Origin of the sequence: Streptomyces sp. NPDC051064 (assembly GCF_044455985.1) — a bacterium.
GTDB lineage: Bacteria > Actinomycetota > Actinomycetes > Streptomycetales > Streptomycetaceae > Streptomyces.
The window spans coordinates 52,117-74,620 of sequence record NZ_JBITFK010000010.1 but is presented as its reverse complement, the minus strand read 5'-3'; the positions used below and the strand labels follow the sequence as shown (position 1 = coordinate 74,620).

The following is a 22,504-nucleotide window of genomic DNA, read 5'->3' as shown; positions in this document are numbered from 1 at the left end:
CCCATGACCGGCCTGAGCCTCTCGCTCGTCCGCGGAGCACTCACCTCACCCTTCAAGCGGGCCGGGCGCCCCGGCGCCACCCTGCCCCCCGCCCGTGAGGTGATCCCGCCCGGACGCATCGCCCCAGGACCCCTCGCCGCGTACAGCAGGATCTGCGGCTTCGCCGAATCGGGCCCGCTGCCGCTCACCTACCCGCATGTCCTGGGCTTCCCCCTGGCCATGCGGCTGATGACGGGCCGCGGCTTCCCCCTGCCGGTGCTCGGACTGGTCCACACCTGGATCGAGATCACCGCACACCGGGCGCTGCAGCCGACGGACGCGCTCGAACTCACCGTGTACGCCGACGGACTCACGCCGCACCAGCGCGGCACGGAGGTCACGATGGTCACCGAGGCGCGGCTCGCCGGCGCGCTCGTCTGGGAGTCACGCAGCGGCTACCTGTCCCGGCACGCGACCGGAGCGGAGGCAGCCCCGCCCCCTTCCCATGCCTCGTCCCCGGAGCTGCCCGCCGTGGCCGAATGGCGGCTGCCCGCCGACCTCGGGCGGCGGTACGGGGCCGCTTCGGGCGACCGGAACCCCATCCATCTCCACCCTGTGACAGCACGGCTCTTCGGCTTCCCCCGGCACATCGCGCACGGCATGTGGACCGTCGCCCGCTGCCTGACGGAGGCCGAGGGCGGGAGCGGCACGGGCCGGATCCGGTCCGTGCGGGCGGACTTCAAGGCGCCCGTCCTGCTGCCCTCCACCGTCACGTACGCCGCCGACGGCACCGCCTTCCAGGTGCGCGGCGGCAGCCGCGTCCACCTCGCCGGCAGTGTGGTCCGGGAGGGCTGAGAAACCTCCGCTCAGTCCCCCCGGGCCTGCCAGCCGCGCCCGTGCATGAGGTTCTCCAGGCCCGCCCACGAGAAGTTCATCAGAGTGGAGGCGGCCTCCTTGGCCGAGACGCCGGGAGTGGCGTTCGCCCACCCGGCGAGCGCCTCCGCCGCCCCCACAAGCGCCTGCGCGAGCCCCGCCACATCCCGGTCGGGGAGCGCGGGATCGCTGTGCGCCTCACGTGCCGCCGCGCCGATCAGACCCGTCACGAACGCAACGATCTCCTCACGCATCGCCCCCACCTCGCTGACGAACGGCTCCCCGTGCGAGCTCGCCTGCTGGTGGAGCACCGCCCATCCGTCCGGGTTCTCCGCGGTGTGCGTGAAGAACCCCCGCAGCCCCGACCACAGTTGCCGGTCAGCCGGAATCCCCGGCTCCACCGCGGCCTGCACGGCTTCCACCAGCGCTTTCGACTCGCGGCGGATGCACGCGGTGAAGAGCTCCTCCTTGGAATTCAGGTACAGATAGACCAAGGGCTTGGACACACCGGCCAGTTCCGCGATCTCGTCCATCGAGGCGGCCCGGTACCCGCGCTGCGCGAAGGTCCGCACGGCCGCGTCCATCATCTGCTGCTCACGCACCGCGCGCGGCATCCGTTTGCTCTTCACAGCACTCACGTCAGACATCCCTCCCGCCCCCACTGTGCTACTCCTCGGTAAGACTACGGCGCGGCCCAGCCCGCCGTCGTACGGACGGAGCACGGCCCGGCCACGATGGCCGGTAGTCGTCCACCACCTCCGGCGTAGCACCGCGTACATCTCTGGTACCCCCCGAGGATCACCCCGCGGTCCGATGCTTCCGCCCGGGTCCGCCGCCTAGCGTTCCCGGCATGACGATGAGACTCCGCAGACGGACGGCCGTCGCCGCCCTCGCAGCCACGCTCCTGCTGGCCACGCCCGTCGCCACCGCCCAGGCCTTATCCGGTCCGGCGCCCGCACAAGGCGCGTCCGCCGCCACCACGGTCGACGAGCTGCCCCGCCCGACCGGCCCGTACGCCGTCGGCACCGATGTCCTGCACCTCACCGACCACGACCGCACCGACCCATGGGTACCCGAGGCAGGGGACCGCGAGCTGATGGTGTCCCTGTACTACCCCGCCCGCCTCGGTCGGCCGGGCGCCACCGCTCCGTACATGAGCACGAGGGAAGCCGAGGCCGTGCTCGCGGGCCGCGGGCTGGAGGACGACGCCCCTGCCAAGGTCAGCTCACTCGCCACCCACGCCCGCACCGGCGCCCGGACAGCCCACGGGCGCTTCCCCCTGGTGCTGCTCTCCCCCGGATTCGGCAACCCCCGGGCGACGATGACCTCGCTCGCGGAGGACCTGGCGAGCCGCGGCTATGTCGTGGCGAGCGTCGACCACGCCTACGAGTCCCTCGGGACCGAAATGCCCGATGGGCGGCTCCTCACCTGCGTGGCCTGCGACAAGATGAAGGCCGCGCCTTCCGAGGAAGCCCAGGCGGAGCTGGGCAGGCTCCTCTCCACCGGACGGGCATCGGACCTCTCCTTCGTGCTGGACCGGCTGACCGGCCACCGCCCCGCCTGGAAGAACTCCCGCGTGATCGACCCGGGCCGGGTCGCCGTGGCCGGCCACTCCATCGGGGGCAGCGCCGCCGCCTCCGCGATGCTCACCGACCCGCGCTTCGACGCGGGGATCAACATGGACGGCACGTTCCAGGAGCGCGTTCCCGCGTCCGGCCTCGACGCGCGCCCCTTCATGATGCTGGGCACCGCGTCCTTCCATTTCCCCGGCGGCGAGGACAAGTCCTGGGACGAGGGCTATCAGCGACTGGACGGCTGGAAGCGCTGGCTCGGCGTCGAGGGCTCCGGCCACTCCAGCTTCACGGACGTACCCGTCCTGGAGGACCGGATGGGTGTGACGCTGGACCCCTCGGTCACGCTCTCCACCGACCGGCAGGTCCGTATCACCCGCGACTACGTCGGCGCCTTCCTCGACCAGCACCTGCGCGGACGGCCCCAGCGACTGCTGGACGGCCCGACACCCGGCAACCCGGAGGTCGTCTTCCAGCGCCCCTGACGCGGCCCGGGCACACAGGAGCGCCCCCGGAAACAGAGGTCCGGGGGCGCTCGTGCGTGTGCGGGTCACGCCGTGACGGGGACGCCCTTCGTCTCCACCTCGTGCACCTCGGGCTCCTCGACCGGGGAGGCCGACGCCGAGTTGTACGCGTCGTGGTCGAGGATCTTCTCGCGGGCCGCGACGATCACCGGGATCAGAGCCTGTCCCGCCACGTTCGTGGCGGTGCGCATCATGTCCAGGATCGGGTCGATGGCGAGGAGCAGGCCCACGCCCTCCAGCGGGAGGCCCAGCGTCGACAGGGTGAGGGTCAGCATGACCGTGGCGCCGGTGAGGCCGGCGGTGGCCGCCGAGCCGATGACCGAGACGAACGCGATCAGGATGTAGTCACCGATGCCCAGCTGGACGTCGAAGATCTGCGCGATGAAGATCGCCGCCAGCGCCGGGTAGATCGCGGCGCAGCCGTCCATCTTGGTCGTGGCACCGAACGGCACGGCGAAGGAGGCGTACTCCTTCGGGACGCCGAGGCGCTCCGTGACCTGCTGGGTGACCGGCATGGTGCCGACCGAGGAGCGGGAGACGAAGGCCAGCTGGATCGCGGGCCAGGCGCCCTTGAAGAACTGCAGCGGGCTGACCTTGGCGACCGTGGCGAGCAGCAGCGGGTAGACGCCGAACATCACCAGGGCGCAGCCGATGTAGACGTCCGCGGTGAAGGTGGCGTACTTGCCGATCAGGTCCCAGCCGTAGTCGGCGATGGCGTAGCCGATGAGGCCGACGGTGCCGATCGGGGCGAGGCGGATGACCCACCACAGGGCCTTCTGGAGGAGCTCGAGGATCGACTCGCTGAGGGAGAGGATCGGCTTGGCCTTCTCGCCGAGCTGGAGCGCGGCGATACCGGCGACGGCGGCCATGAAGACGATCTGGAGGACGTTCAGCTCGGTGAACGGCGTGATGACGTCCGTCGGGATGATGCCGGTGAGGAAGTCCAGCCAGGAGCCCGCGCTCTCGGGCTTGGCGCCGTCCTTCGGGGTGAGGCCGGTACCGGAGCCCGGGTTGGTGATCAGACCGATCGCGAGGCCGATGGCGACCGCGATCAGCGACGTGATCATGAACCAGAGCAGAGTGCGGGTGGCCAGCCTGGCGGCGTTGTTGACCTTGCGCAGGTTGGTGATCGACACCAGGATCGCGAAGAAGACGAGGGGCGCGACGGCCAGCTTCAGCAGCTGGACGAAGATGTGGCCGACCTGGTCGAGCGTGGTGTAGAGCCAGCCGATCTCGTAGCTGCGGGTGATCCAGCCGAGCAGGACACCGAGGACGAGACCGGCGACTATCTGTATCCAGAACGGGATTCTGGGCAGGCGGAAGCCGGAACCGGACGGCTTGCCGGCTTCGGTCTCGGCGGTGGGCGCGGGATTCGCGGACACGGACACACTCCAGATGTGACGCATCGGGACGTACGAGGGACAGACGTACGGTCGTGCGGTCGAACAGGGGGACGGGGGTGCGGCGCCCGCGTCAGGGGCGGCGCCGCTGCATGATGCCGGTTCAGACGTTGCGGCAACAGACCGCGGACATACAGCGGCAGAGATCGACATGCAGGCGCGCCACGAGCGGGACGCTCAGAGCGTGATGGGTGCGCACTGCGGCAATCATGTCGAATACGTTAACACTGCAACTTTGAGAACCTCAAAGATACGCTTCTTGATCATCTCGGGAGGGAGCTCGCCCGTGCACGCGAAAGCCCCGGTACGGGAGCGGCTGCTCCGGTCCGGGGCTTCGTCTGTACGTGCGTGCGGTGTGAGGAACCTTACGCGGCGCCTACTGGGTGACGCTGTCCTCGCGGGTGCGGTTCGCCTCGAGCCTGGCCTTGGTCCGGTCGACCGTCGAGATGAGCTGCTCGGACATCTCGTCCCGCTGCTTGCGCAGCAGGATGAAGCTCAGGGGGGCTGAGAGCAGCAGGCCGAGGAGGATGACCCAGACGACGTTGGAGCCGCCGACACCGGAGGGGAGCACACCGAAGTGGACCGCGACACCGGCGACGAAGAAGCAGCCGACGAAAATCAGCAGGCGCATGGCGGTGTACCGGATCGTTGCGCTCGGCTTGGCAGCGGACACGGCTGGCCTTCTCTCTACGTCCGACGTTCCTGCGGTCGTGCAGTCTGAGGTCGTGCCCGACCAGTGAAGCATGCCCCGAATTCGATCAGTTCGCAGGGTTGCCCCGGCGCGGCCGCGATGCAGTGCCCGGCAGTCCTCAGCGGAAGAGCGGGAGCAGCATGATGACGTCGTCGCGGTAGTCGTCCTCGGCGACCCGGATGGCGTTCGGGACCCGGCCCACCTCCTTGTATCCGCAGGAGGCGTAGAAGCGGTCGGCTCCGGTCCCGCCCCGGCAGGTGAGGCGGATGGCGTCGATGCCCTCGAGTTCCAGGGCGGCGTCGGCCGTGGCCGCCATCAGCGCGCGCCCGAAGCCCTTGCCCTGGTGGCGCGGGTGGACCATCACCGTGTACGCGCCGATCCAGTGCCGCATGAGCCGGTGGGTATTGTGGGTGAGGAAGGCGGTGGCGGCCACCGTGCCGTCCTCGTCGCGCCCGACGACCAGGTGGGTACGGCCCTCAGCCATCCCGGCGAGGTGCTTGACCAGCTCCGGCCGGACCTCCTCGTCGGTGACGGGGGGCACGAAGCCGACGGCTCCGCCGGCGTTGCTGACGTCGGCCCAGAGCGCGGCGATGCCGTCCCGCAGGGCCCGGTCGAATGCGGGATCCACTTCAAATGTAAGCGCCATTTAAGCAGATTAGCTATTACCAGGAGTCTCCTTCAACCCGCGTCCACCACGCGAGAAAGCCCCGGCCGGACGCGAGAAAGCCCCGGCCGGGGGACGGCAGGCCGGGGCTTTCGTACAGCGGGACACCCGCAACGGGCGCGGGTCGTCGGGCGGGCGTGAGGCCTCAGACGCGCATCGGCTGCGGCGTCTCGCGCCGGCCCGCCTCCGGGCCCGGGTACTCGCGCAGGATCTCGTACCGCGTGTTGCGCTCCACGGGCCGGAAGCCCGCGTCCCGGATGAGGTCCAGCAGGTCCTCGCGGCCGAGCTTGTTCGGCGTGCCGTAGTCGTCCGCGTCGTGCGTGATCTTGTACTCGACGACCGAGCCGTCCATGTCGTCCGCACCGTGCTGGAGCGCGAGCTGCGCGGTCTGCACGCCGTGCATGACCCAGAAGACCTTGACGTGCGGGACGTTGTCGAAGAGCAGCCGCGAGACCGCGAAGGTCTTGAGCGCCTCCGCGCCGGTCGCCATCGACGTCCGCGCCTGGAGGGTGTTGCGGACCTTGCCGTCCTTCATGTCCACGAAGTCGTGCTGGTAGCGCAGCGGGATGAAGACCTGGAAGCCGCCGGTCTCGTCCTGCATCTCCCGCAGCCGCAGCACGTGGTCGACGCGGTGACGGGGCTCCTCGATGTGCCCGTACAGCATCGTCGCCGGGGTCTTGAGACCCTTCTCGTGCGCGAGGCGGTGGATGCGCGACCAGTCCTCCCAGTGGGTGTTGTGGTCGACGATGTGCTGGCGGACCTCCCAGTCGAAGATCTCCGCGCCACCGCCGGTCAGCGACTCCAGACCTGCCTCGATCAGCTCGTCGAGGATCTCGGAGGCCGAGAGCCCCGAGATCGTCTCGAAGTGGTGGATCTCCGTCGCCGTGAACGCCTTGAGCGCCACCTCCGGCAGGGCTTCCTTGAGCGCGCTGAGCGAGCGCGGGTAGTAGCGCCACGGCAGGGTGGGGTGCAGCCCGTTGACGATGTGCAGCTCGGTGAGGTTCTCGCCCTGCATCGCCTTGGCGAGGCGGACGGCCTCCTCGATGCGCATCGTGTACGCGTCCTTCTCGCCCGGCTTGCGCTGGAACGAGCAGTACGCGCAGGACGCGGTGCACACGTTGGTCATGTTGAGGTGACGGTTGACGTTGAAGTGGACGACGTCGCCGTTCTTCCTCGTACGCACCTCGTGGGCCAGCCCGCCGAGCCATGCCAGGTCGTCGGACTCGTAGAGCGCGATCCCGTCCTCGCGGGTCAGCCGCTCGCCGGCCCGGACCTTCTCCTCCAGCTCGCGCTTGAGTCCCGCGTCCACTAGGGCGCCTCCATGTCTCTCTGTAGCCGTTCCGGCAGCCCACGGTACTCCCCCGCCCTCCGGGCGCAGGCACCCCCGTCACCGCTCTCGGCGTCACTCCTCCTCGGGGAGCTCCCCGACCCGGTTCTCCCACTTGGTGGAGAGCACGACCGTCGTACGGGTCCGGGAGACCCCCCTGGTGCCGCTGAGCCGCCGGATGGTCTTCTCCAGGCCGTCCACGTCGCCGACCCGCACCTTGAGCATGAACGAGTCGTCGCCCGCGATGAACCAGCAGTCCTCGATCTCGGCGAGGTCCTTCAGCCGGTGCGCGACGTCCTCATGGTCGGCGGCGTCGGAGAGGGAGATCCCGATCAGTGCGGTGACGCCGAGCCCGAGCGACGCGGCGTCGACGGTCGCGCGGTATCCGGTGATGACACCGGCGGTTTCCAGCCGGTTGATGCGGTCGGTGACGCTGGGCCCGGAGAGCCCGACGAGCCGTCCCAGCTCGGCATACGAGGCCCTGCCGTTCTCTCTGAGGGCCTGGATGAGCTGCCTGTCCACCGCGTCCATGTGACTGAAACCTTCCATTGTTCAGCAGTACCGCGAGTTTACGTGTAGAATCTAAGGCGCAACAGGGTCAGGCCCTGTAAATCTTTCCCAGTATTCAAGAAATGCTTTCGAATCTTCAGGAGTGAACGTCACCGTGTACTCGATCGAGATGGCCTACGCCCGGATGCGCGAGCTGCAGGACCTGGCCAACCGCTCGCGTGCCCACCAGCCCGCCGCCGCCCACCGCGTCGACCGCGCCCGCGCCCCGCGCATGAGCAGGAAGAAGCGCTGACCCCACCGGTTCAGCTCCGGGAGGCGCCACCGAGCTCCCCCTCCCACCGGCGGTACAGCTGATGCGGCACTCCCGCCGCGTCCAGCACCCGCCCGGCGACGAAGTCCACCAGGTCCTGGATGTGCGTCGCCCCCGCGTAGAACGCCGGGGAGGCGGGCAGCACCACGGCGCCCGCCTCGTCGAGCGCGACCATCTGCTTGAGCGTCTGGCCGCTGAGCGGCGTCTCGCGCACCGCCACGACCAGCTTCCGCCGCTCCTTGAGCGTCACGCTCGCGGCCCGCTGGAGCAGATCCTTCGAGAGCCCGAGCGCCACCCCGGCCACACACGCCGTCGACGCCGGGACGATCAGCATCCCCTTCGCCGGATACGACCCCGAGGACGGCCCTGCCGCCAGATCGCCGGCCGCCCAGTGGCGTACGCCGTCAAGGTCGGGCCGGAAGGTGTCCGGCTTCCCGTCCGCGCCACGCGCCAGCCAGCTCCGCAGGTCCTCCTGCCAGTGGGCGTCACGGAAGGCGATCCCCGTCTCGTCCAGGAGCGTCAGCCGCGAGGCACGGCTGACCACCAGATCGACGCTCTCCCCGGCCGCCAGCAGTCCGCGCAGCACCGAGGCCGCGAACGGCGTGCCCGATGCGCCCGATACCCCGACGATCCAAGGCCTGCGCTCCTGCTGACTCATCGAAGTCCCGGCTCTCACACCGTCGAGCCTATCCGGCACCCCGTCCCAGGAACTGAGCCAGGGGCTCCGGACGTTGCAACGGATGAGGGAACAGCCATGGACAGGGGGTGACCATGACGGGAACACGCACCACCGCCACCGCACGGGCCGTCACGGCCGGCGCGGTCATGCTCGCCTGGGTCGCGCTGCTGTGGCTGCTGGAAGGCATCGACATGGCGACGGGCAATTCCCTCGACAGCCACGGCGTCAGCCCGCGCGAACCCGCCGAGCTGGCCGACGTCGTCCCGTCCGCGTTTCTGCACAGCGGCTGGGAGCACGTGGCGTCCAACAGCGTCCCGCTGCTGGTCCTCGGCTTCATCGCAGCGCTCGGCGGGATACGCAGGTTCGCCGCCGTGGTGCTCGTCGTGATCGTGACGGCCGGCGTCGGCGTCTGGCTCACCGCGCCGCCGAACACGGTGACGCTCGGCGCGTCCGGCGTGGTCTTCGGCCTCTTCGGCTATCTGCTGGTCCGCGGCTTCGTGGACCGGCGCCCGCTGGACATCGTCGTCGGCGTGATCATCGCCGCGGTCTACGGCTCCCTGCTCTGGGGCGTGCTGCCGACGGACTCCGGCATCAGCTGGCAGGGCCACCTCTTCGGCCTCATAGGCGGGGTGGCGTCGGCGTTCTTCTTCCGCCGCCCCCGCCGCCCGCAGGAGCCCAAGGGCTACATCACAGTATGAGGGTCAGGGCGTGAGACCCCGCACCAGCAGATCGAGCAGCGCACACGCGAAGAGAGCTATCCCGATGAAGCCGTTGACCGAGAAGAAGGCCCGGTTCAGCCGTGACAGGTCGTGCGGCCGCACGACCCGGTGCTCGTACACGAAGGCCACGGCGACGACGACCATGCCGATCCAGTAGAAGATCTCCGCGTCCGTCGCCAGTCCGAACCACACCAGCAGCCCGGTCGTCGCCACATGGCAGACCCGTGCGCCCCAGAGGGCGGCCGGGATCCCGAAGCGTGCGGGGAAGGAGAGCACTCCGTGGGCCCGGTCCGCCTGCACGTCCTGGCAGGCGAAGATCAGGTCGAAGCCGCCGATCCAGATGCCGACGGCAAGCCCCAGGATCACCGCGTCCCACGACCAGCTCCCGGTCACCGCCAGCCAGGCGCCGATCGGCCCCATGGCCTGGGCGATCCCCAGGATCGCGTGCGGGAAGTTCGTGAACCGCTTGCCGTACGGATAGACGACCATCGGCACGACGGCGACTGGAGCCAGCGCCAGACAGAGGGGGTTCAGCAGGGCCGCGGCGCCCAGGAAGACGACGACGGCCACGATCGCGCCGGTCCACGCGGACCTCACCGTGACGGCACCGGTCACCAGCTCCCGGCCCTCCGTGCGCGGATTACGGGCGTCGATCTCCCGGTCGATGATCCGGTTGGCGGCCATCGCGAACGTACGCAGCCCGACCATCGCGACGGTCACGAGCAGCAGCGTGCCCCAGTGGAACGTGCCGTCCAGCTGGAACATCGCGGTCAGCGCGGCGATGTAGGCGAAGGGCAACGCGAAGACCGAGTGCTCGATCATCACCAGCCGCAGGAACGCGCGGGGCTTGCTGCGGGGCTGCGGCACCGCAGCGGCTGAGGCGCTCACAGTCCGTACTCCTTCCATCGGCGGTCGACCTTCGCCGCCGTATCCGGGTCGGACTCGACCATGGCCGGCCAGCCGCCGTCCCGGGTGTAGCCCTCCTCGGGCCATTTCCTCGTCGCGTCGATCCCGGCCTTGCCGCCCCAGAACTGCTGGTAGGAGGCGTGGTCGAGATGGTCGACCGGGCCCTCGACGACGGTGAGGTCGCGGGCGTAGTCCGTGTTGCCCAGCGCCCGCCAGGAGACCTCGTGCAGGTCGTGGACGTCGCAGTCGGAGTCCACGACCACGATCAGCTTGGTCAGCGACATCATGTGGGCACCCCAGACGGCGCTCATCACCTTCTGGGCGTGCTTCGGGTACTTCTTGTCGATCGAGACGATCGCGCAGTTGTGGAAGCCGCCCGACTCCGGCAGGTGGTAGTCCACGATGTCCGGGACGATGATCTTGAGCAGGGGCAGGAAGAACCGCTCGGTGGCCCGGGCCAGCGGACCGTCCTCGGTGGGCGGCCGGCCCACGACGATCGACTGCAGCAGCGGGCGCTTCCGCATCGTCACGCAGTCGATCTTCAGCGCGGGGAAGGGCTCCTGGGGGGTGTAGAAGCCCGTGTGGTCGCCGAACGGCCCCTCGGGGAGCATCTCGCCCGGCTCCAGCCACCCCTCGATGACGACCTCGGCCTGCGCCGGGACCTGGAGCGGGACGGTCTTGCAGTCGACCATCTCGATCCGCTTGCCCTGGACGAAGCCGGCGAAGAGGTACTCGTCGATGTCGCCGGGCAGCGGTGCCGTGGAGGCGTACGTGACCGCGGGCGGCGCACCGAACGCGATGGCGACGGGCAGCTTCTCACCACGCCTGGCGGCGACCTGGTAGTGGTTGCGGCTGTCCTTGTGGATCTGCCAGTGCATCCCGATGGTGCGCTTGTCGTGGCGCTGCAGCCGGTAGAGCCCGAGGTTGCGGATCCCCGTCTCGGGGTCCTTGGTGTGGGTGAGGCCCAGGTTGAAGAAGGAGCCGCCGTCCTCGGGCCAGGTGAAGAGCGCGGGCAGCTGGTCCAGGTCCACGTCGTCGCCGGTGAGGACGACCTCCTGGACGGGGGCGCTGTCGGACTTCACCTTCTTCGGCGGCAGGTGGGTCACCGCGCCGAGCTTCCCGAAGGCCTCGCGGATCCCGACGAAGCCCTGCGGCAGCTCCGGTTTGAGGAGTCCGCCGATCTTGTCGCCGATCTCGGCGTAGGACTTCAGCCCGAGCGCCTTGAGCAGCCGCCGGTCGGTCCCGAAGACGTTCATGGCCAGGGGCATGGACGCCCCCTTGACGTTCTCGAACAGCAGCGCGGGCCCGCCCGCCTTGTTCACCCGGTCGACGATCTCGCCGACCTCCAGATACGGGTCGACCTCGGCCTTGATGCGCTTGAGATCGCCCTCGCGCTCCAGAGCCCGGAGCAGGGAGCGAAGATCGTCGTAAGCCATGAGGCCAAGTATCGGACACCCGCTACCCTGGGCCCGTCACCGGGGGCGGTCCGTGCGCCTCCCCACCTCACCTCGGGGGACCTTCCACCATGCTCAGGGCCTTGATCTATCTCCTGCCGCTGGCACTGACGATCTACGCGTTCATCGACTGCCTGAACACCCCGGAGGACGAGGCGAAGCACCTGCCGAAGATCGCCTGGGTCTTCATCATCCTGCTGTTCTGGATCGTCGGGCCGATCGTCTGGCTGGCCGCGGGCAAACCGCGCCACGCGCCCGCCGGGGGCCGTACGTCTTCCGAATGGCGCAGGGGCCGCCGCACGACGTGGGTGGCGCCCGACGACAACCCGGACTTCCTCAAGTCGCTGAAGGACGAGAAGTCGCTGAAGGACGAGAAGTCGCCGAGGGACGGGGCCAGGAGCGACGAGGCGCGCCTCGACGAGCGGGAGGCCGACCTGCGCCGCCGCGAGGAGGACCTGAAGCGCCGTGAGGGCGGCGCCGGCCCCGACGACTCGGCTCCGCCCGCCACTTCATGAGCCCTGTCCTCGCGGGTTCATGAGTTCATGAGGACAGGAGCCGCCCCAGCCGGTCGAGCAGGGGCAGCAGCGCCGTGCGCTCCTCGGGGGTGAGTGCCTCCAGCGCGCCGTGCACCACACGCATCTCGGCGCGGATGCGATGGGCCAGCTCGGTGCCCTCCGCTGTGCGGGAGGCCACCTTGGAGCGGCGGTCACCCGGCGCCGGGGTGCGCGTCACCAGGCCGCGGGCCTCCATACGGCCGATGAGACCGGTCGCGTTGGACGCGTCGCACACCAGATGACTGGCCAGCGCGCTCATGGGCATGGGTTCGTTGAGGGCGATCAGCGCCCGCGCCTGCGAGGTGCTGAGACCGTGGCGGCCGGCGACGGCGGTGAGGTCGTCGTGGTGGCCACGGACGACGACTGCGAGGGGTTCGAGCAGTTCGTCCGGAGTAGGGACGGCGCGGGGTGCCGGTTCCGTCGTCATGGTCGGTCATCCTTCGATCGGTGCGCGTGGTCCGGTGGCCCGGACGCTGTCCGCCACGCACCCGCATTCATTTGACATGCTCAACTTTGACCCGTTACATGAAGGGTATTGCTTGAGCATATCAAGCTTCATGTTTCACGCGTCTCGCGTCTCGTAGGGAGCACCCCATGTCCTCCGTACTCTTCGTCCTCACCGGTGCCGACCACTGGACACTCAACGACGGCACCGCCCACCCCACCGGCTTCTGGGCGGAGGAACTCGCCGCCCCCCACCGCGTCTTCTCCCAGGCCTGCTTCGACATCACCATCGCCACCCCCGGCGGGGTCGCCCCCACCGTGGACAGCGTCAGCCTCACCGCCGAGTACAACGGCGGCCAGGACCAGGCCGACGCCGTGGCCTCGTACCTCGCCGCCATCGACGAGACGCTCCGCATCCCCGCCAGGCTCGAGGACGTCGTCCCCACGTCGTACGACGTCGTCTTCTACCCCGGTGGCCACGGCCCGATGGAGGACCTGGCCGTCGACGAGACGTCCGGCCGGCTGCTCACCTCGGCCCTCGACTCCGGCACCCAGGTCGCCGTCCTGTGCCACGCCCCCGCGGCCCTGCTGCCCGCGCGCCGCGAGGACGGCAGCTGGCCGTTCGCCGGCTACCGCATGACCGGCTTCAGCAACGCCGAGGAGACACAGGCCGGCCTGGCCGACAAGGCGCCCTGGCTGCTGGAGGACCGCCTCGTCGAGCTCGGCGCCGACTACACCGCCGCCGACGCGTGGTCGGTGCACACCGTGCACGACCGCAACCTGCACACCGGCCAGAACCCGGCCTCCTCCGAGCAGCTGGCCCGCGAGATCCTGGCCGCCCTGTGAGCGCCGCCGAGACCGCGCGAGAGGCCCCGGCCGATGTCGTGGCCCGGCTCCGTGGAGCCTTCCGTACCGGCCGCACCAGGGACCTCGCCTGGCGCACGGACCGGCTGACGCGGCTGCGCGCCCTGCTCACCGAGCGCGGTGACGAACTGGCCGAGGCGCTCCGGGCCGACCTCGGCAAGAGCCGCAAGGAGGCCTACCGGACCGAGATCGACTTCACGGTCCGCGAGATCGACCACACCCTGGAGCGCCTGGCCGGCTGGCTGGAGCCCGAGCCCGCTCCCGTACCGGCCGTCCTCGCCGGGGCCACCGCCCACACCGTGCAGGACCCGCTCGGCGTCGTCCTCGTCATCGCGCCCTGGAACTACCCGGTGCAGCTGCTGCTCGCACCGGTCGCCGGCGCGCTGGCCGCGGGCAACACCGTCGTGGCGAAGCCCAGCGAGCTGGCGCCCGCCACCTCCGCCGCCCTGGCCCGGCTGCTGCCGGAGTATCTGGACGCCGACACGCTGGCCGTGGTGGAGGGCGGGGTCCCGGAGACCACCGCGCTGCTCACCGAGCGCTTCGACCACATCTTCTACACGGGCAACGGCACGGTCGGCCGCATCGTGATGGCCGCGGCGGCGAAGCACCTCACGCCGGTGACGCTCGAACTGGGCGGCAAGTCGCCCGCGTTCGTGGACCGCGGCACCGACCTGAAGACCGTGGCCTCCCGGCTGGTCTCCGGGAAGTTCCTCAACACCGGCCAGACGTGCGTCGCCCCCGACTACGTCCTCACCGACCCGGAGACCGCCCCGGCCCTGGCGGACGCGCTCGCCGCGGCGGTCGAGGGGCGCTTCGGGCAGGACCCGTCCACCAGCCCGGAGTACGGCAGGATCGTCAACGAGCGCCACTTCGACCGGCTGGTGGGCCTCCTGGACTCCGGCCGTACGGTGACGGGCGGCGCCCACGACCGGGACACGAAGTACATCGCCCCGACCGTGCTGGCCGATGTCGCCCCGGACTCCCCCGTGATGCGGGAGGAGATCTTCGGCCCGGTCCTGCCGGTCCTCACCGTGGACGGCCTCGACGAGGCCATCGATTTCATCAACGACCGGGACAAGCCCCTGGCGCTGTACGCGTTCACGGAGTCCCCCGCCGTACGGGAGCGGCTGCTGGCCGAGACGTCCTCGGGCGGGGTCGGCATCGGTCTGCCGCTGGCCCATCTGACCGTGTCGGACCTGCCGTTCGGCGGGGTCGGCGAGAGCGGCATGGGCAACTACCACGGCCGGTACTCCCTGGAGACCTTCAGCCACCGCAAGGCGGTCCTGGACACCCCGCTCGGCTGATGCCCGTACATGCCGCGAGGGCGCGACCGCACCGAAGCGGTCGCGCCCTCGCGGCTGTGCCGGTCAGACTCCGGCGTAGGAGTGCTTGCCGGTGACGAAGATGTTCACGCCGTAGTAGTTGAAGAGCCAGCAGCCGAAGGCGACGAGCGCCAGGTAGGCGGCCTTGCGGCCCTTCCAGCCGGCCGTCGCGCGGGCGTGCAGGTAGGCGGCGTACGCGACCCAGGTGATGAAGGACCAGACCTCCTTGGGGTCCCAGCCCCAGTAGCGGCCCCAGGCGTCGCCCGCCCAGATCGCGCCCGCGATGATCGTGAACGTCCACAGCGGGAAGACGGCCGCGTTGATGCGGTACGAGAAGGTGTCCAGGGTCTTCGCGGCGGGGAGCCGTTCCAGGACGGAGGACGCGAACTTCCCGGGCGTGCCGCCGTTGGCGATCTTGTTCTCGTAGCTGTCGCGGAACAGGTAGAGCAGCGTGCCGACGGCGCCCAGGTAGAAGACGGCACCGCAGATGATGGCGGTGGAGACGTGGATCCACAGCCAGTAGGAGTGCAGCGCGGGGACCAGCTGGTCGCTGTCGGTGTACAGCGTGGTGGTCGCGATGCCGAGGTCCAGCAGGACCGTGGTGACCAGCAGCAGGCCGATCCAGCGGACGTTCTTCCTCAGTGCGAGCAGGATCAGGTACGCGCCGACCGCCACGGTGGAGAAGGTGATCGAGAACTCGTACATGTTGCCCCAGGGGGCCCGCTGCACCGACAGGGCGCGTGCGACGACTCCGCCCGCCTGGACGGCGAAGGCGACCACGGTCAGGGAGACCGCGATCCGCCCCCACAGATCGCCCTTGAAGGTGCCGCCCGCGGCGCCAGGGCCGTCCGGGACGTCACGGGTGCCCGCGGCGGAACGCGTGACGACCTTGGGGCGCTCCAGCACGGCGGTGCCGCCCTGCTGCGCGACCTGCACCTTCACCGTGGAACCGCCGGTGGCCGAGTCCTTCTTCAGCGCGGCGGCCGTACGGCCCACCTTGCTGCGGCTGCCGAACACCCACTCCGCGATGTGCGCGAAGAACGCCAGGGTGTAGACGGCCATCGAGGAGTAGATCAGCGTGTTGCTGATGTTCGCCAGATTCTCGTTGGTTGCGGCGGCGAGATTCACTTCTCAGCCCCTTCGGCAGGTTCTTCGGAGAGTTGTTCGGTCTCGGGTTCGAGATCGGGCGCGGTGGGCGCCACGGTGTTGAGCGCGAGCGCGAGGTCGGCCAGCTCCTCGGGCAGCTTCGCGGACTCGCTGCGGCCCAGGCCCGCCATCTCGACGACGGTGACCCCGTCCGGCCCCTTCACGGCCCGCACCCACACACGGCGGCGCTGGATGAAGAGCGAACCGGCGAGCCCGATGATGGCGGCGACGGCGCCGGTGAGCGCCCAGCCGCTGGCGGGCTGGCGCGAGATCTGGAAGCTGGCCCACTCCTCGACGCTCTCGAAGGTGACCGAGCCCGCGCCGTCGGGGAGCTTCATGGTCTCGCCGGGACGCAGTCGCTTCTTGAGCTTGTCGCCGTTGCTGTCCTTGAATTCCTTCATCTTGGACGTGTCGAGCTGGTAGACGTTCTGCGGCAGTCCGGAGTCGACGCCGAGGCTGCCGTAGTAGCCGTTGAGCGCGAGGACCGGGTAGTCGAGCCCGGGGTACTGGGAGAACATCGTGCCCTGGCCGTCGCCCGCGAACGTCGGTACGAAGAAGGCCTGGAAGCCCAGCTGGGTCTTCTTGCCGTCGGTCCCCTTGTACCCGTCCATCACCTTGACCGCGCCGGTCGAGGTGACGTTGTTGTCGATGGGCAGCAGGGGCACGGCGGACCGGTAGACCTCCTTGCCCTTGCCGTCCTTGACGGAGATGACGGGGGCGTAGCCGTGGGCGTTCAGGTAGACCTTCGTGCCGTCGACGACGAGCGGCTTGTTGACCTCGATGACCTTCTTCTTCGGCTCACCGTCGGCGCCCTCGGCGTACGTCACGCGGGCCTCGTAGGTCCTGGGCGTGCCGCGCTGCGGGCCGCTCCGCTCGTACGTGCCGACGAAGTCCTCCAGGTCGAAGCTGAAGGGGGTGAGGTCGTCGGTGTCGAAGAGCGAGCCGGACTTGAAGTCGTCGTACTGCGTGATCGTGTTGGCGAAGCCGTCGCCCTCCACGATCAGCTTGCCGCCCTCGGACTTGAAGAGCTGCCCGCCGGCGAACGCGACGAGCATGACGATCAGCGCGATGTGGAAGAGCAGGTTCCCGGTCTCGCGGAGATAGCCCTTCTCCGCGGCCACCGCGTCGCCCGCCGTGTGCGAGCGGAAGCGCCGCTTGCGCAGGATGGAGAGGGCGGCCTCGCGGACCTGCTCGGGTTCGGCGTCGGTGCGCCAGGTGGTGTACGCGGGCAGCCGGGTCAGCTTCTTCGGGGCGCCCGGCGGACGGCCGCGCAGCTGGCCGACGAACTGGCCGGTGCGCGGGACGATGCAGCCGATGAGGGAGACGAACAGCAGGATGTAGATCGCGGAGAACCACACGGAGCTGTAGACGTCGAAGAACTGGAGCTTCTCGTAGATCGGCGTGACGGTGGTGTGGGCTTCCTTGAAGGTCTGCACCTTCAGTTCGTCCACGCTGTTCTGCGGGATCAGTGAGCCGGGGATCGCGCCCAGCGACAGCAGGAAGAGCAGGATCAGCGCGACCCGCATCGAGGTGAGCTGGCGCCAGAACCATCGGGCCCAGCCGATGACGCCCATGGCCGGTACGGAGGAGGCGGACTCTTCGCGCGGGGCGGTGGAGAGCTGTTCCCCGGCCTTGCCGAGGTCGCGCTCGTCCGTGGTGTTCGTGTTGCTCATGGACTCAGATCCCCACAGTGAAGCCGTTGGACCAGACCTGCATCTCCTGGATGAGCACGTCCCACGCGCCCGTCAGCAGGAGCACTCCGGTCACGATCATCATGCCGCCGCCGATCCGCATGACCCACGCGTAGTGGCGCTTGACCCAGCCGAACGCGCCGAGTGCCCGGCGGAAGGCGACCGCGGCCAGGACGAAGGGGACACCGAGTCCGAGACAGTACGCCACGGACAGCACCGCCCCCCGTCCGGCCGTCGCCTGCTCGAACGCGAGCGCGTTGACGGAGGCGAGCGTCGGGCCGAGGCACGGCGTCCAGCCGATCCCGAAGAGGGCGCCGAGCAGCGGCGCTCCCACCAGGCCGGTCACCGGTCGCTTGTGGATGCGGAACTCGCGCTGCGTCATCCAGGGCATCAGGCCCATGAAGAAGATCCCCATGAGGATCATCAGTACGCCGAGGACCTTGGAGAGCGTCCCGCTGTACTCCTGGAGCGTCTGGCCGAAGAAGCCGAAGAGCGCGCCGCCGGACACGAACACGACGGTGAAGCCGAGCACGAAGAGCGAGGCCCCGGCGACGGTCCTGCCGCGCCGCCGCTCGGCCAGGTCTGCGCCGCTGACCCCGGTGACGTAGCTGAGGTAGCCGGGCACCAGCGGCAGGACGCACGGCGAGAAGAAGGAGACGAGACCGCCGAGCAGGGCGATGGGCAGCGCCACTATGAGGGCCCCGCTCAGGACCGTCTCGTTTCCGCCGGTGACCGCGGCCAGTTCGAGCACCGGAGTCACTTCTCCGCGACCAGCGGGTCGATCATCTCGCGCAGTTTCGTGGCGTCGAGCGCGGCGAGCGAGCGGGCGGCGAGCTTCCCGTCCCGGTCGATGACCACGGTCGAGGGGATGGCCTGCGGGTTCAGCGTGCCCTTCGGGAAGCGCAGGAGCAGCTTCCCGGTCGGGTCGTAGATGCTCGGGTAGGTGACCCCGAAGTCCTGCTCGAAGCTGACCGCGAGGGACTTCTGCGGGTCCCTGGTGTTGATGCCGACGAACTGGACGCCCTGGTCCTCGGTCGCCTTCGCCACCTTCTCGAAGTGCTTGGCCTCGGCGCGGCAGGGGCCGCACCAGGATCCCCAGAAGTTCAGGACGACGATCTTGCCCTTGTAGTCGGCGACGGCGAGGTCCTTGCCGTCCAGGGTCGTGCCGTCCAGCTTCGGCGCGTCGGTGCGTTCGCCCTTGGCGACGGTGGAGATCCCTCCACTGCCGGTGACGAAGTTCGTGTTGCCGCCGCCGCCCGCCTTGGCGCCGTCACCACTGCATGCGGACAGGGTCAGGGCGCCGGCCACCGCGGTTGCGGCGAGCAGGGTGAAGCGGCGTCGGGGTACGCGGCCAGAGCTCATGTGAAAAGTTTCGCATGGCAGTTCCGGGGATCTTGGGCACCCCCCTCGGTGACCGTAAAGCCCCTTGTCAAGCCTGTTTAAAGAAGGCGTTCCAGCCGCCTTCGGGGGCCTGTCCCACCTGGAGCGTACGGAGCTTCGCGAGCACCGCCGGGTCCTGTGCGTCGAGCCAGTCGACGTACTGCCGGAAGGAGACGAGGCGCACATCCGGCTTGCCCGCGATGTGTTTGAGCGCCGCCTCCACGGCGTCCATGTAGATGCCGCCGTTCCACTCCTCGAAGTGGTTTCCGATGTAGAAGGGCGCACGGTTCGTCTCGTAGGCGCGGTCGAATCCGGCGATATACGCGTCGGTGGCCTGGGTGCGCCATCCCGGATAGCGGGAGGGCATGCCATTGGTCGAATTCTTCGACTGGTTGGCGAGGATGTTGTAGTCCATGGAGAGGACTTCGAAGGTGTGGCCGGGGAAGGGAATGCCCTGAAGCGGGAGGTCCCAGACGCCCTGGCGCTTCTCGGGCCACATCTGGCTGCCGCCCGGCGAACTCGCGTCGTACCGCCAGCCGAGCTGCTTCGCGGTGGGGAGGAGATTGTCCTGGCCGAGCAGACAGGGCGTGCGGCCCCCGACCAGTTCCTTCCGGTAGTCGAACGGCAGCGGTTCGACATCCTCCCACCCGGTGTTGGTCCGCCATTCGGTGACGAACGACACCGCCTGATCGATCTCGCTCTGCCATTGTGCGGGCGTCCAGTTGCCCACCGATCCGGAACCGCCGCAGAAATGCCCGTTGAAATGGGTGCCGATCTCGTGCCCGTCGAGCCAGGCCTGGCGGACGTACTTCAGGGTCTGCTTGACGTGGTCATCGGTGAGATAGCCGATGTCGGAGGCGCCCCGGGGGTTGTTGGGCGGGCGGTAGAGCGACTTCTTCGACTCGGGCAGCACATAGAGCCCGGAGAGGAAGAAGGTCATCGCCGCGTCGTGTTCCTTGGCGAGTTCGAGAAAGCGCGGGAAGAGTCCGTTGCCGACCTCGCCCGCTCCGTCCCAGGAGAAGATCACGAACTGCGGCGGCTTCTGGCCCGGTTCGAGCGGGACGGGGGCGACGGGCTGATTCGGTTGCTTTCCGGTGTCCGCAGTGGAGCCGTCACCGATCAGTCTCACCTGTTTTCCGGGGGCGCCTCCACCATTCCCGGGCGTCCCTTTGCCGACGTCGGAACTCTTCTCCGGATCCGCCCGGCTGCCCGACGACCCGGAGGAGCCGCAGCCGGCCATCGACAGTGCGGCTGCGGCTCCGAGCCCTGCCCCGAGCAGGCCCCTTCGGTTGATTTCACGCATAGCGTCCCCATCTGCGGTCGTATTACCTCAAGGCCATACAAACTGGCGATGGCTTAGATGAGGAAACCAACACGACGGTTCCACCGATAATCACAAAAGTTGTTACGTGAACAGACCCTTACAGGTGCTGCACACGGCATACGGAACGGCGGGAAACGCGAGCTACGCATACGGGCGGCTACGCCCCGAACGCCTTGGACTTCCCCTTGACCGGTTTCGCACCCGCGAGGAGATGCGCCGGCACCAGGTCCCGTGCGGGCTCGGTGTATCCGACCGACACGATCTCGTCGCCCTGGTACGTGAAGGTCGTCAGCGAGGCCAGGGTGCACTGCCGCTTGCGCGGGTCGTGCCACAGCCGGCGCCGCTCCACGAAGCTCCGCACGATCCAGATCGGCAGCTGGTGGCTGACGCAGACCGCCTCGTGCCCCCGGGCGGCGTCACGCGCCGCGTCCAGGGCGCCCATCATCCGTACGACCTGCTCGATGTACGGCTCACCCCAGGACGGCTTGAAGGGGTTGGTGAGGTGCTTCCAGTTCTCGGGCTTGCGCAGCGCGCCGTCGCCGACGCCGAAGGTCTTGCCCTCGAAGACGTTGGCGGCCTCGATGAGACGCCGGTCGGTCGCCAGGTCCACGCCCTGCGACTTGGCGATCGGCGTGGCCGTCTCCTGGGCGCGCTCCAGCGGGGAGGCCACGACATAGGTGATGTCGCGCTTCTCCAGGTGCTCGGCGACCCGGTCGGCCATCTTGCGGCCGAGCTCGGACAGGCTGTAGCCGGCGCGGCGCCCGTAGAGCACGCCGTCCGGGTTGTGCACCTCACCGTGGCGCATCAGGTGGACGACGGTGATGTCCTTCGCGCTGTACTCGCTCATGCGGTGGCCTCCGATGCGGCACGGGCGGCGGCGGGCAGCGCCGCGGCGATCCGCTCGAGCGCCCGCGCGTCGTGGGCGGTGGAGACGAACCAGGACTCGAAGGCGGACGGCGGCAGATAGACGCCCTGCTCCAGCATCGAGTGGAAGAACGCGGTGAAGCGGAAGGCTTCCTGCTTCTTCGCGTCCTCGTAGTCGCGGACCGGCTCGTCGGTGAAGAAGACGGAGAACATGTTGCTCGCCGCCGACACCGTGTGCGCGACGCCCTCCTTGGTGAACGCCTCGCCGACCAGGGAGCGCAGCTCCGCGGAGACCGCGTCGACCTTCGCGTACGCCACGTCGTCCAGCAGCCGCAGCTGGGCGAGGCCGGCGGCGGTGGCGACCGGGTTCCCGGAGAGGGTGCCCGCCTGGTAGACGGGGCCCGCGGGCGCCAGATGCGCCATCACGTCGGCACGGCCGCCGAAGGCCGCGGCGGGGAAGCCGCCGCCCATGACCTTGCCGAAGGTCATCAGGTCGGGCCGCACACCGTCGATGCCGTACCAGCCGGCCTTGGACGTACGGAATCCGGTCATCACCTCGTCGGAGATGTACAGCGCGCCGTCGGCCGCGCAGATCTCCTTCAGCCCGGCGTTGAAGCCGTCCATGGGCGGCACGACGCCCATGTTGCCCGGCGACGCCTCGGTGATCACACAGGCGATCTCACCCGGCTGCGCGGCGAACGCGGCGCGCACGGCCTCCAGGTCGTTGTACGGCAGCACGATCGTGTCGCCCGCCTGGGCGCCGGTCACGCCGGGCGTGTCGGGAAGGCCGAAGGTGGCGACCCCGGAGCCGGCCGAGGCCAGCAGCGCGTCGACGTGCCCGTGGTAGCACCCGGCGAACTTCACGACCTTGGCGCGCCCGGTGAATCCGCGGGCGAGCCGGATCGCGGACATGGTCGCCTCGGTGCCGGACGACACCAGCCGCACCTGCTCCACGGGCTCGATCCGGGCCACGATCTCCTCGGCGAGCGCGACCTCGCCCTCCCCCGGCGTACCGAAGGAGGTGCCCCGGGCCACCGCGTCCTGGACGGCCGCGATGACTTCCGGGTGCGCGTGGCCGAGGATCATCGGCCCCCACGAACACACGAGGTCGACATACTCACGGCCGTCGGCGTCGGTGAGGTACGGACCCGTACCGGACACCATGAACCGGGGCGTACCGCCCACGGCCCGGAAGGCACGCACGGGAGAGTTCACGCCGCCGGGCGTCACGAGGGACGCACGGTCGAAAAGCGTCTGCGAAACTGGGGCTTCGTATGAATACGCCACTTTGGTCCTGATCTGCGATTC

The 22,504-nt window shown here is 69.4% G+C and carries 24 protein-coding genes; 7 read left to right on the top strand and 17 right to left on the bottom strand.

The window, feature by feature from the left end; all coding sequences use genetic code 11:
- Positions 1-3: 3 nt before the first annotated feature.
- Positions 4-834 carry a MaoC family dehydratase gene (locus ACIBCU_RS31070; protein ID WP_399235508.1) on the top strand — a complete coding sequence of 277 codons (831 nt, stop codon included), beginning with the start codon at positions 4-6 and terminating at the stop codon, positions 832-834.
- An 11-nt stretch (positions 835-845) separates the two neighbouring features.
- On the opposite strand, the gene ACIBCU_RS31065 is transcribed toward ACIBCU_RS31070, so the two are convergent.
- Entirely contained in the window at positions 846-1,466 is a 621-nt protein-coding gene (locus ACIBCU_RS31065) for a TetR/AcrR family transcriptional regulator (protein ID WP_362928021.1), read from the bottom strand.
- A 236-nt stretch (positions 1,467-1,702) separates the two neighbouring features.
- On the opposite strand from ACIBCU_RS31065, the gene ACIBCU_RS31060 reads away from it, so the two are divergent.
- Positions 1,703-2,908 (top strand): alpha/beta hydrolase family protein, encoded by a 1,206-nt coding sequence (locus ACIBCU_RS31060; RefSeq protein ID WP_399235506.1) that lies wholly within the window; start codon positions 1,703-1,705, stop codon positions 2,906-2,908.
- Between the two features lie 65 nt (positions 2,909-2,973).
- On the opposite strand, the gene ACIBCU_RS31055 is transcribed toward ACIBCU_RS31060, so the two are convergent.
- The 5 genes from ACIBCU_RS31055 to ACIBCU_RS31035 form a co-directional block, all read right to left on the bottom strand.
- Complete coding sequence (locus ACIBCU_RS31055; protein WP_399235504.1) at positions 2,974-4,329, bottom strand: dicarboxylate/amino acid:cation symporter; 1,356 nt, start codon at positions 4,327-4,329, stop codon at positions 2,974-2,976.
- Between the two features lie 394 nt (positions 4,330-4,723).
- Entirely contained in the window at positions 4,724-5,020 is a 297-nt protein-coding gene (locus ACIBCU_RS31050) for a DUF4229 domain-containing protein (RefSeq protein WP_362927949.1), read from the bottom strand.
- A gap of 136 nt (positions 5,021-5,156) precedes the next feature.
- A complete protein-coding gene (locus ACIBCU_RS31045) occupies positions 5,157-5,684 on the bottom strand; it encodes a GNAT family N-acetyltransferase (RefSeq protein ID WP_362927950.1) in 528 nt (175 codons plus the stop codon).
- A 163-nt stretch (positions 5,685-5,847) separates the two neighbouring features.
- Positions 5,848-7,011: an aminofutalosine synthase MqnE gene (gene mqnE, locus ACIBCU_RS31040; protein ID WP_104786756.1), complete on the bottom strand. Its 1,164-nt coding sequence runs from the start codon at positions 7,009-7,011 to the stop codon at positions 5,848-5,850.
- Between the two features lie 93 nt (positions 7,012-7,104).
- A complete protein-coding gene (locus ACIBCU_RS31035) occupies positions 7,105-7,560 on the bottom strand; it encodes an Lrp/AsnC family transcriptional regulator (protein WP_104786757.1) in 456 nt (151 codons plus the stop codon).
- Positions 7,561-7,681: 121 nt separating this feature from the next.
- Here ACIBCU_RS31035 and ACIBCU_RS31030 point away from each other — a divergent pair, with 121 nt between their 5' ends.
- Positions 7,682-7,831, top strand: coding sequence for a hypothetical protein (locus ACIBCU_RS31030; RefSeq protein ID WP_362928025.1), 150 nt, complete (start codon positions 7,682-7,684; stop codon positions 7,829-7,831).
- 10 nt (positions 7,832-7,841) lie between these two features.
- Here the strand turns inward: ACIBCU_RS31030 and ACIBCU_RS31025 are convergent, their stop codons facing one another.
- Positions 7,842-8,507 carry a UbiX family flavin prenyltransferase gene (locus tag ACIBCU_RS31025; protein ID WP_362928022.1) on the bottom strand — a complete coding sequence of 222 codons (666 nt, stop codon included), beginning with the start codon at positions 8,505-8,507 and terminating at the stop codon, positions 7,842-7,844.
- A gap of 113 nt (positions 8,508-8,620) precedes the next feature.
- On the opposite strand from ACIBCU_RS31025, the gene ACIBCU_RS31020 reads away from it, so the two are divergent.
- The gene (locus tag ACIBCU_RS31020) at positions 8,621-9,226 is read left to right on the top strand and encodes a rhomboid family intramembrane serine protease (protein ID WP_362927951.1); all 606 of its coding nucleotides are present in this window, start codon (positions 8,621-8,623) and stop codon (positions 9,224-9,226) included.
- Between the two features lie 3 nt (positions 9,227-9,229).
- On the opposite strand, the gene mqnP is transcribed toward ACIBCU_RS31020, so the two are convergent.
- Both mqnP and ACIBCU_RS31010 read right to left on the bottom strand, forming a co-directional pair.
- Positions 9,230-10,153 (bottom strand): menaquinone biosynthesis prenyltransferase MqnP, encoded by a 924-nt coding sequence (gene mqnP, locus ACIBCU_RS31015; protein ID WP_362927952.1) that lies wholly within the window; start codon positions 10,151-10,153, stop codon positions 9,230-9,232.
- Positions 10,132-11,589, bottom strand: coding sequence for a menaquinone biosynthesis decarboxylase (locus ACIBCU_RS31010; RefSeq protein WP_399235500.1), 1,458 nt, complete (start codon positions 11,587-11,589; stop codon positions 10,132-10,134). Before ACIBCU_RS31010 ends, mqnP begins: the two co-directional genes overlap by 22 nt.
- An 89-nt stretch (positions 11,590-11,678) precedes the next feature.
- Here ACIBCU_RS31010 and ACIBCU_RS31005 point away from each other — a divergent pair, with 89 nt between their 5' ends.
- On the top strand, positions 11,679-12,122 hold the full coding sequence (locus ACIBCU_RS31005) for a PLD nuclease N-terminal domain-containing protein (protein ID WP_399235498.1): 444 nt from the start codon (positions 11,679-11,681) through the stop codon (positions 12,120-12,122).
- A gap of 25 nt (positions 12,123-12,147) precedes the next feature.
- Here ACIBCU_RS31005 and ACIBCU_RS31000 read toward each other — a convergent pair whose 3' ends face one another.
- A complete protein-coding gene (locus ACIBCU_RS31000) occupies positions 12,148-12,588 on the bottom strand; it encodes a MarR family winged helix-turn-helix transcriptional regulator (RefSeq protein WP_033301617.1) in 441 nt (146 codons plus the stop codon).
- Positions 12,589-12,755: 167 nt separating this feature from the next.
- Here ACIBCU_RS31000 and ACIBCU_RS30995 point away from each other — a divergent pair, with 167 nt between their 5' ends.
- Both ACIBCU_RS30995 and ACIBCU_RS30990 read left to right on the top strand, forming a co-directional pair.
- Complete coding sequence (locus tag ACIBCU_RS30995; protein ID WP_399235496.1) at positions 12,756-13,451, top strand: type 1 glutamine amidotransferase domain-containing protein; 696 nt, start codon at positions 12,756-12,758, stop codon at positions 13,449-13,451.
- Complete coding sequence (locus tag ACIBCU_RS30990; RefSeq protein ID WP_362927956.1) at positions 13,448-14,773, top strand: aldehyde dehydrogenase family protein; 1,326 nt, start codon at positions 13,448-13,450, stop codon at positions 14,771-14,773. Before ACIBCU_RS30995 ends, ACIBCU_RS30990 begins: the two co-directional genes overlap by 4 nt.
- 63 nt (positions 14,774-14,836) lie before the next feature.
- Here ACIBCU_RS30990 and ccsB read toward each other — a convergent pair whose 3' ends face one another.
- From ccsB to hemL, 7 genes are all read right to left on the bottom strand, one after another.
- The gene (gene ccsB / locus ACIBCU_RS30985; protein ID WP_362927957.1) at positions 14,837-15,919 is read right to left on the bottom strand and encodes a c-type cytochrome biogenesis protein CcsB; all 1,083 of its coding nucleotides are present in this window, start codon (positions 15,917-15,919) and stop codon (positions 14,837-14,839) included.
- Positions 15,916-17,610: a cytochrome c biogenesis protein ResB gene (locus tag ACIBCU_RS30980; RefSeq protein WP_399235492.1), complete on the bottom strand. Its 1,695-nt coding sequence runs from the start codon at positions 17,608-17,610 to the stop codon at positions 15,916-15,918. Before ACIBCU_RS30980 ends, ccsB begins: the two co-directional genes overlap by 4 nt.
- A gap of 4 nt (positions 17,611-17,614) precedes the next feature.
- Positions 17,615-18,379: a cytochrome c biogenesis CcdA family protein gene (locus tag ACIBCU_RS30975; protein WP_399235765.1), complete on the bottom strand. Its 765-nt coding sequence runs from the start codon at positions 18,377-18,379 to the stop codon at positions 17,615-17,617.
- Positions 18,380-18,384: 5 nt separating this feature from the next.
- Positions 18,385-18,990, bottom strand: coding sequence for a TlpA disulfide reductase family protein (locus tag ACIBCU_RS30970; protein ID WP_362927960.1), 606 nt, complete (start codon positions 18,988-18,990; stop codon positions 18,385-18,387).
- 67 nt (positions 18,991-19,057) lie between these two features.
- On the bottom strand, positions 19,058-20,311 hold the full coding sequence (locus ACIBCU_RS30965) for a hypothetical protein (protein WP_362927961.1): 1,254 nt from the start codon (positions 20,309-20,311) through the stop codon (positions 19,058-19,060).
- A 178-nt stretch (positions 20,312-20,489) separates the two neighbouring features.
- Entirely contained in the window at positions 20,490-21,179 is a 690-nt protein-coding gene (locus tag ACIBCU_RS30960) for a histidine phosphatase family protein (protein ID WP_399235490.1), read from the bottom strand.
- Positions 21,176-22,483 (bottom strand): glutamate-1-semialdehyde 2,1-aminomutase, encoded by a 1,308-nt coding sequence (hemL, locus tag ACIBCU_RS30955; protein ID WP_399235488.1) that lies wholly within the window; start codon positions 22,481-22,483, stop codon positions 21,176-21,178. The genes ACIBCU_RS30960 and hemL overlap by 4 nt, the downstream gene beginning before the upstream one ends.
- Between the last annotated feature and the right edge of the window lie 21 nt (positions 22,484-22,504).

Excerpts from the sequence above, each read along its gene's own strand:
- ACIBCU_RS31070 (WP_399235508.1), top strand. The coding sequence starts at position 4 with ATGACCGGCCTGAGCCTCTCGCTCGTCCGCGGAGCACTCACCTCACCC.
- ACIBCU_RS31065 (WP_362928021.1), bottom strand. The coding sequence starts at position 1,466 with ATGCCGCGCGCGGTGCGTGAGCAGCAGATGATGGACGCGGCCGTGCGG.
- ACIBCU_RS31060 (WP_399235506.1), top strand. The coding sequence starts at position 1,703 with ATGACGATGAGACTCCGCAGACGGACGGCCGTCGCCGCCCTCGCAGCC.
- ACIBCU_RS31045 (WP_362927950.1), bottom strand. The coding sequence starts at position 5,684 with ATGGCGCTTACATTTGAAGTGGATCCCGCATTCGACCGGGCCCTGCGG.
- ACIBCU_RS31035 (WP_104786757.1), bottom strand. The coding sequence starts at position 7,560 with ATGGACGCGGTGGACAGGCAGCTCATCCAGGCCCTCAGAGAGAACGGC.
- ACIBCU_RS31025 (WP_362928022.1), bottom strand. The coding sequence starts at position 8,507 with ATGAGTCAGCAGGAGCGCAGGCCTTGGATCGTCGGGGTATCGGGCGCA.
- ACIBCU_RS31020 (WP_362927951.1), top strand. The coding sequence starts at position 8,621 with ATGACGGGAACACGCACCACCGCCACCGCACGGGCCGTCACGGCCGGC.
- mqnP (WP_362927952.1), bottom strand. The coding sequence starts at position 10,153 with ATGGAAGGAGTACGGACTGTGAGCGCCTCAGCCGCTGCGGTGCCGCAG.
- ACIBCU_RS31010 (WP_399235500.1), bottom strand. The coding sequence starts at position 11,589 with ATGGCTTACGACGATCTTCGCTCCCTGCTCCGGGCTCTGGAGCGCGAG.
- ACIBCU_RS31005 (WP_399235498.1), top strand. The coding sequence starts at position 11,679 with ATGCTCAGGGCCTTGATCTATCTCCTGCCGCTGGCACTGACGATCTAC.
- ACIBCU_RS31000 (WP_033301617.1), bottom strand. The coding sequence starts at position 12,588 with ATGACGACGGAACCGGCACCCCGCGCCGTCCCTACTCCGGACGAACTG.
- ACIBCU_RS30995 (WP_399235496.1), top strand. The coding sequence starts at position 12,756 with ATGTCCTCCGTACTCTTCGTCCTCACCGGTGCCGACCACTGGACACTC.
- ACIBCU_RS30980 (WP_399235492.1), bottom strand. The coding sequence starts at position 17,610 with ATGAGCAACACGAACACCACGGACGAGCGCGACCTCGGCAAGGCCGGG.
- ACIBCU_RS30970 (WP_362927960.1), bottom strand. The coding sequence starts at position 18,990 with ATGAGCTCTGGCCGCGTACCCCGACGCCGCTTCACCCTGCTCGCCGCA.
- ACIBCU_RS30965 (WP_362927961.1), bottom strand. The coding sequence starts at position 20,311 with ATGCGTGAAATCAACCGAAGGGGCCTGCTCGGGGCAGGGCTCGGAGCC.
- ACIBCU_RS30960 (WP_399235490.1), bottom strand. The coding sequence starts at position 21,179 with ATGAGCGAGTACAGCGCGAAGGACATCACCGTCGTCCACCTGATGCGC.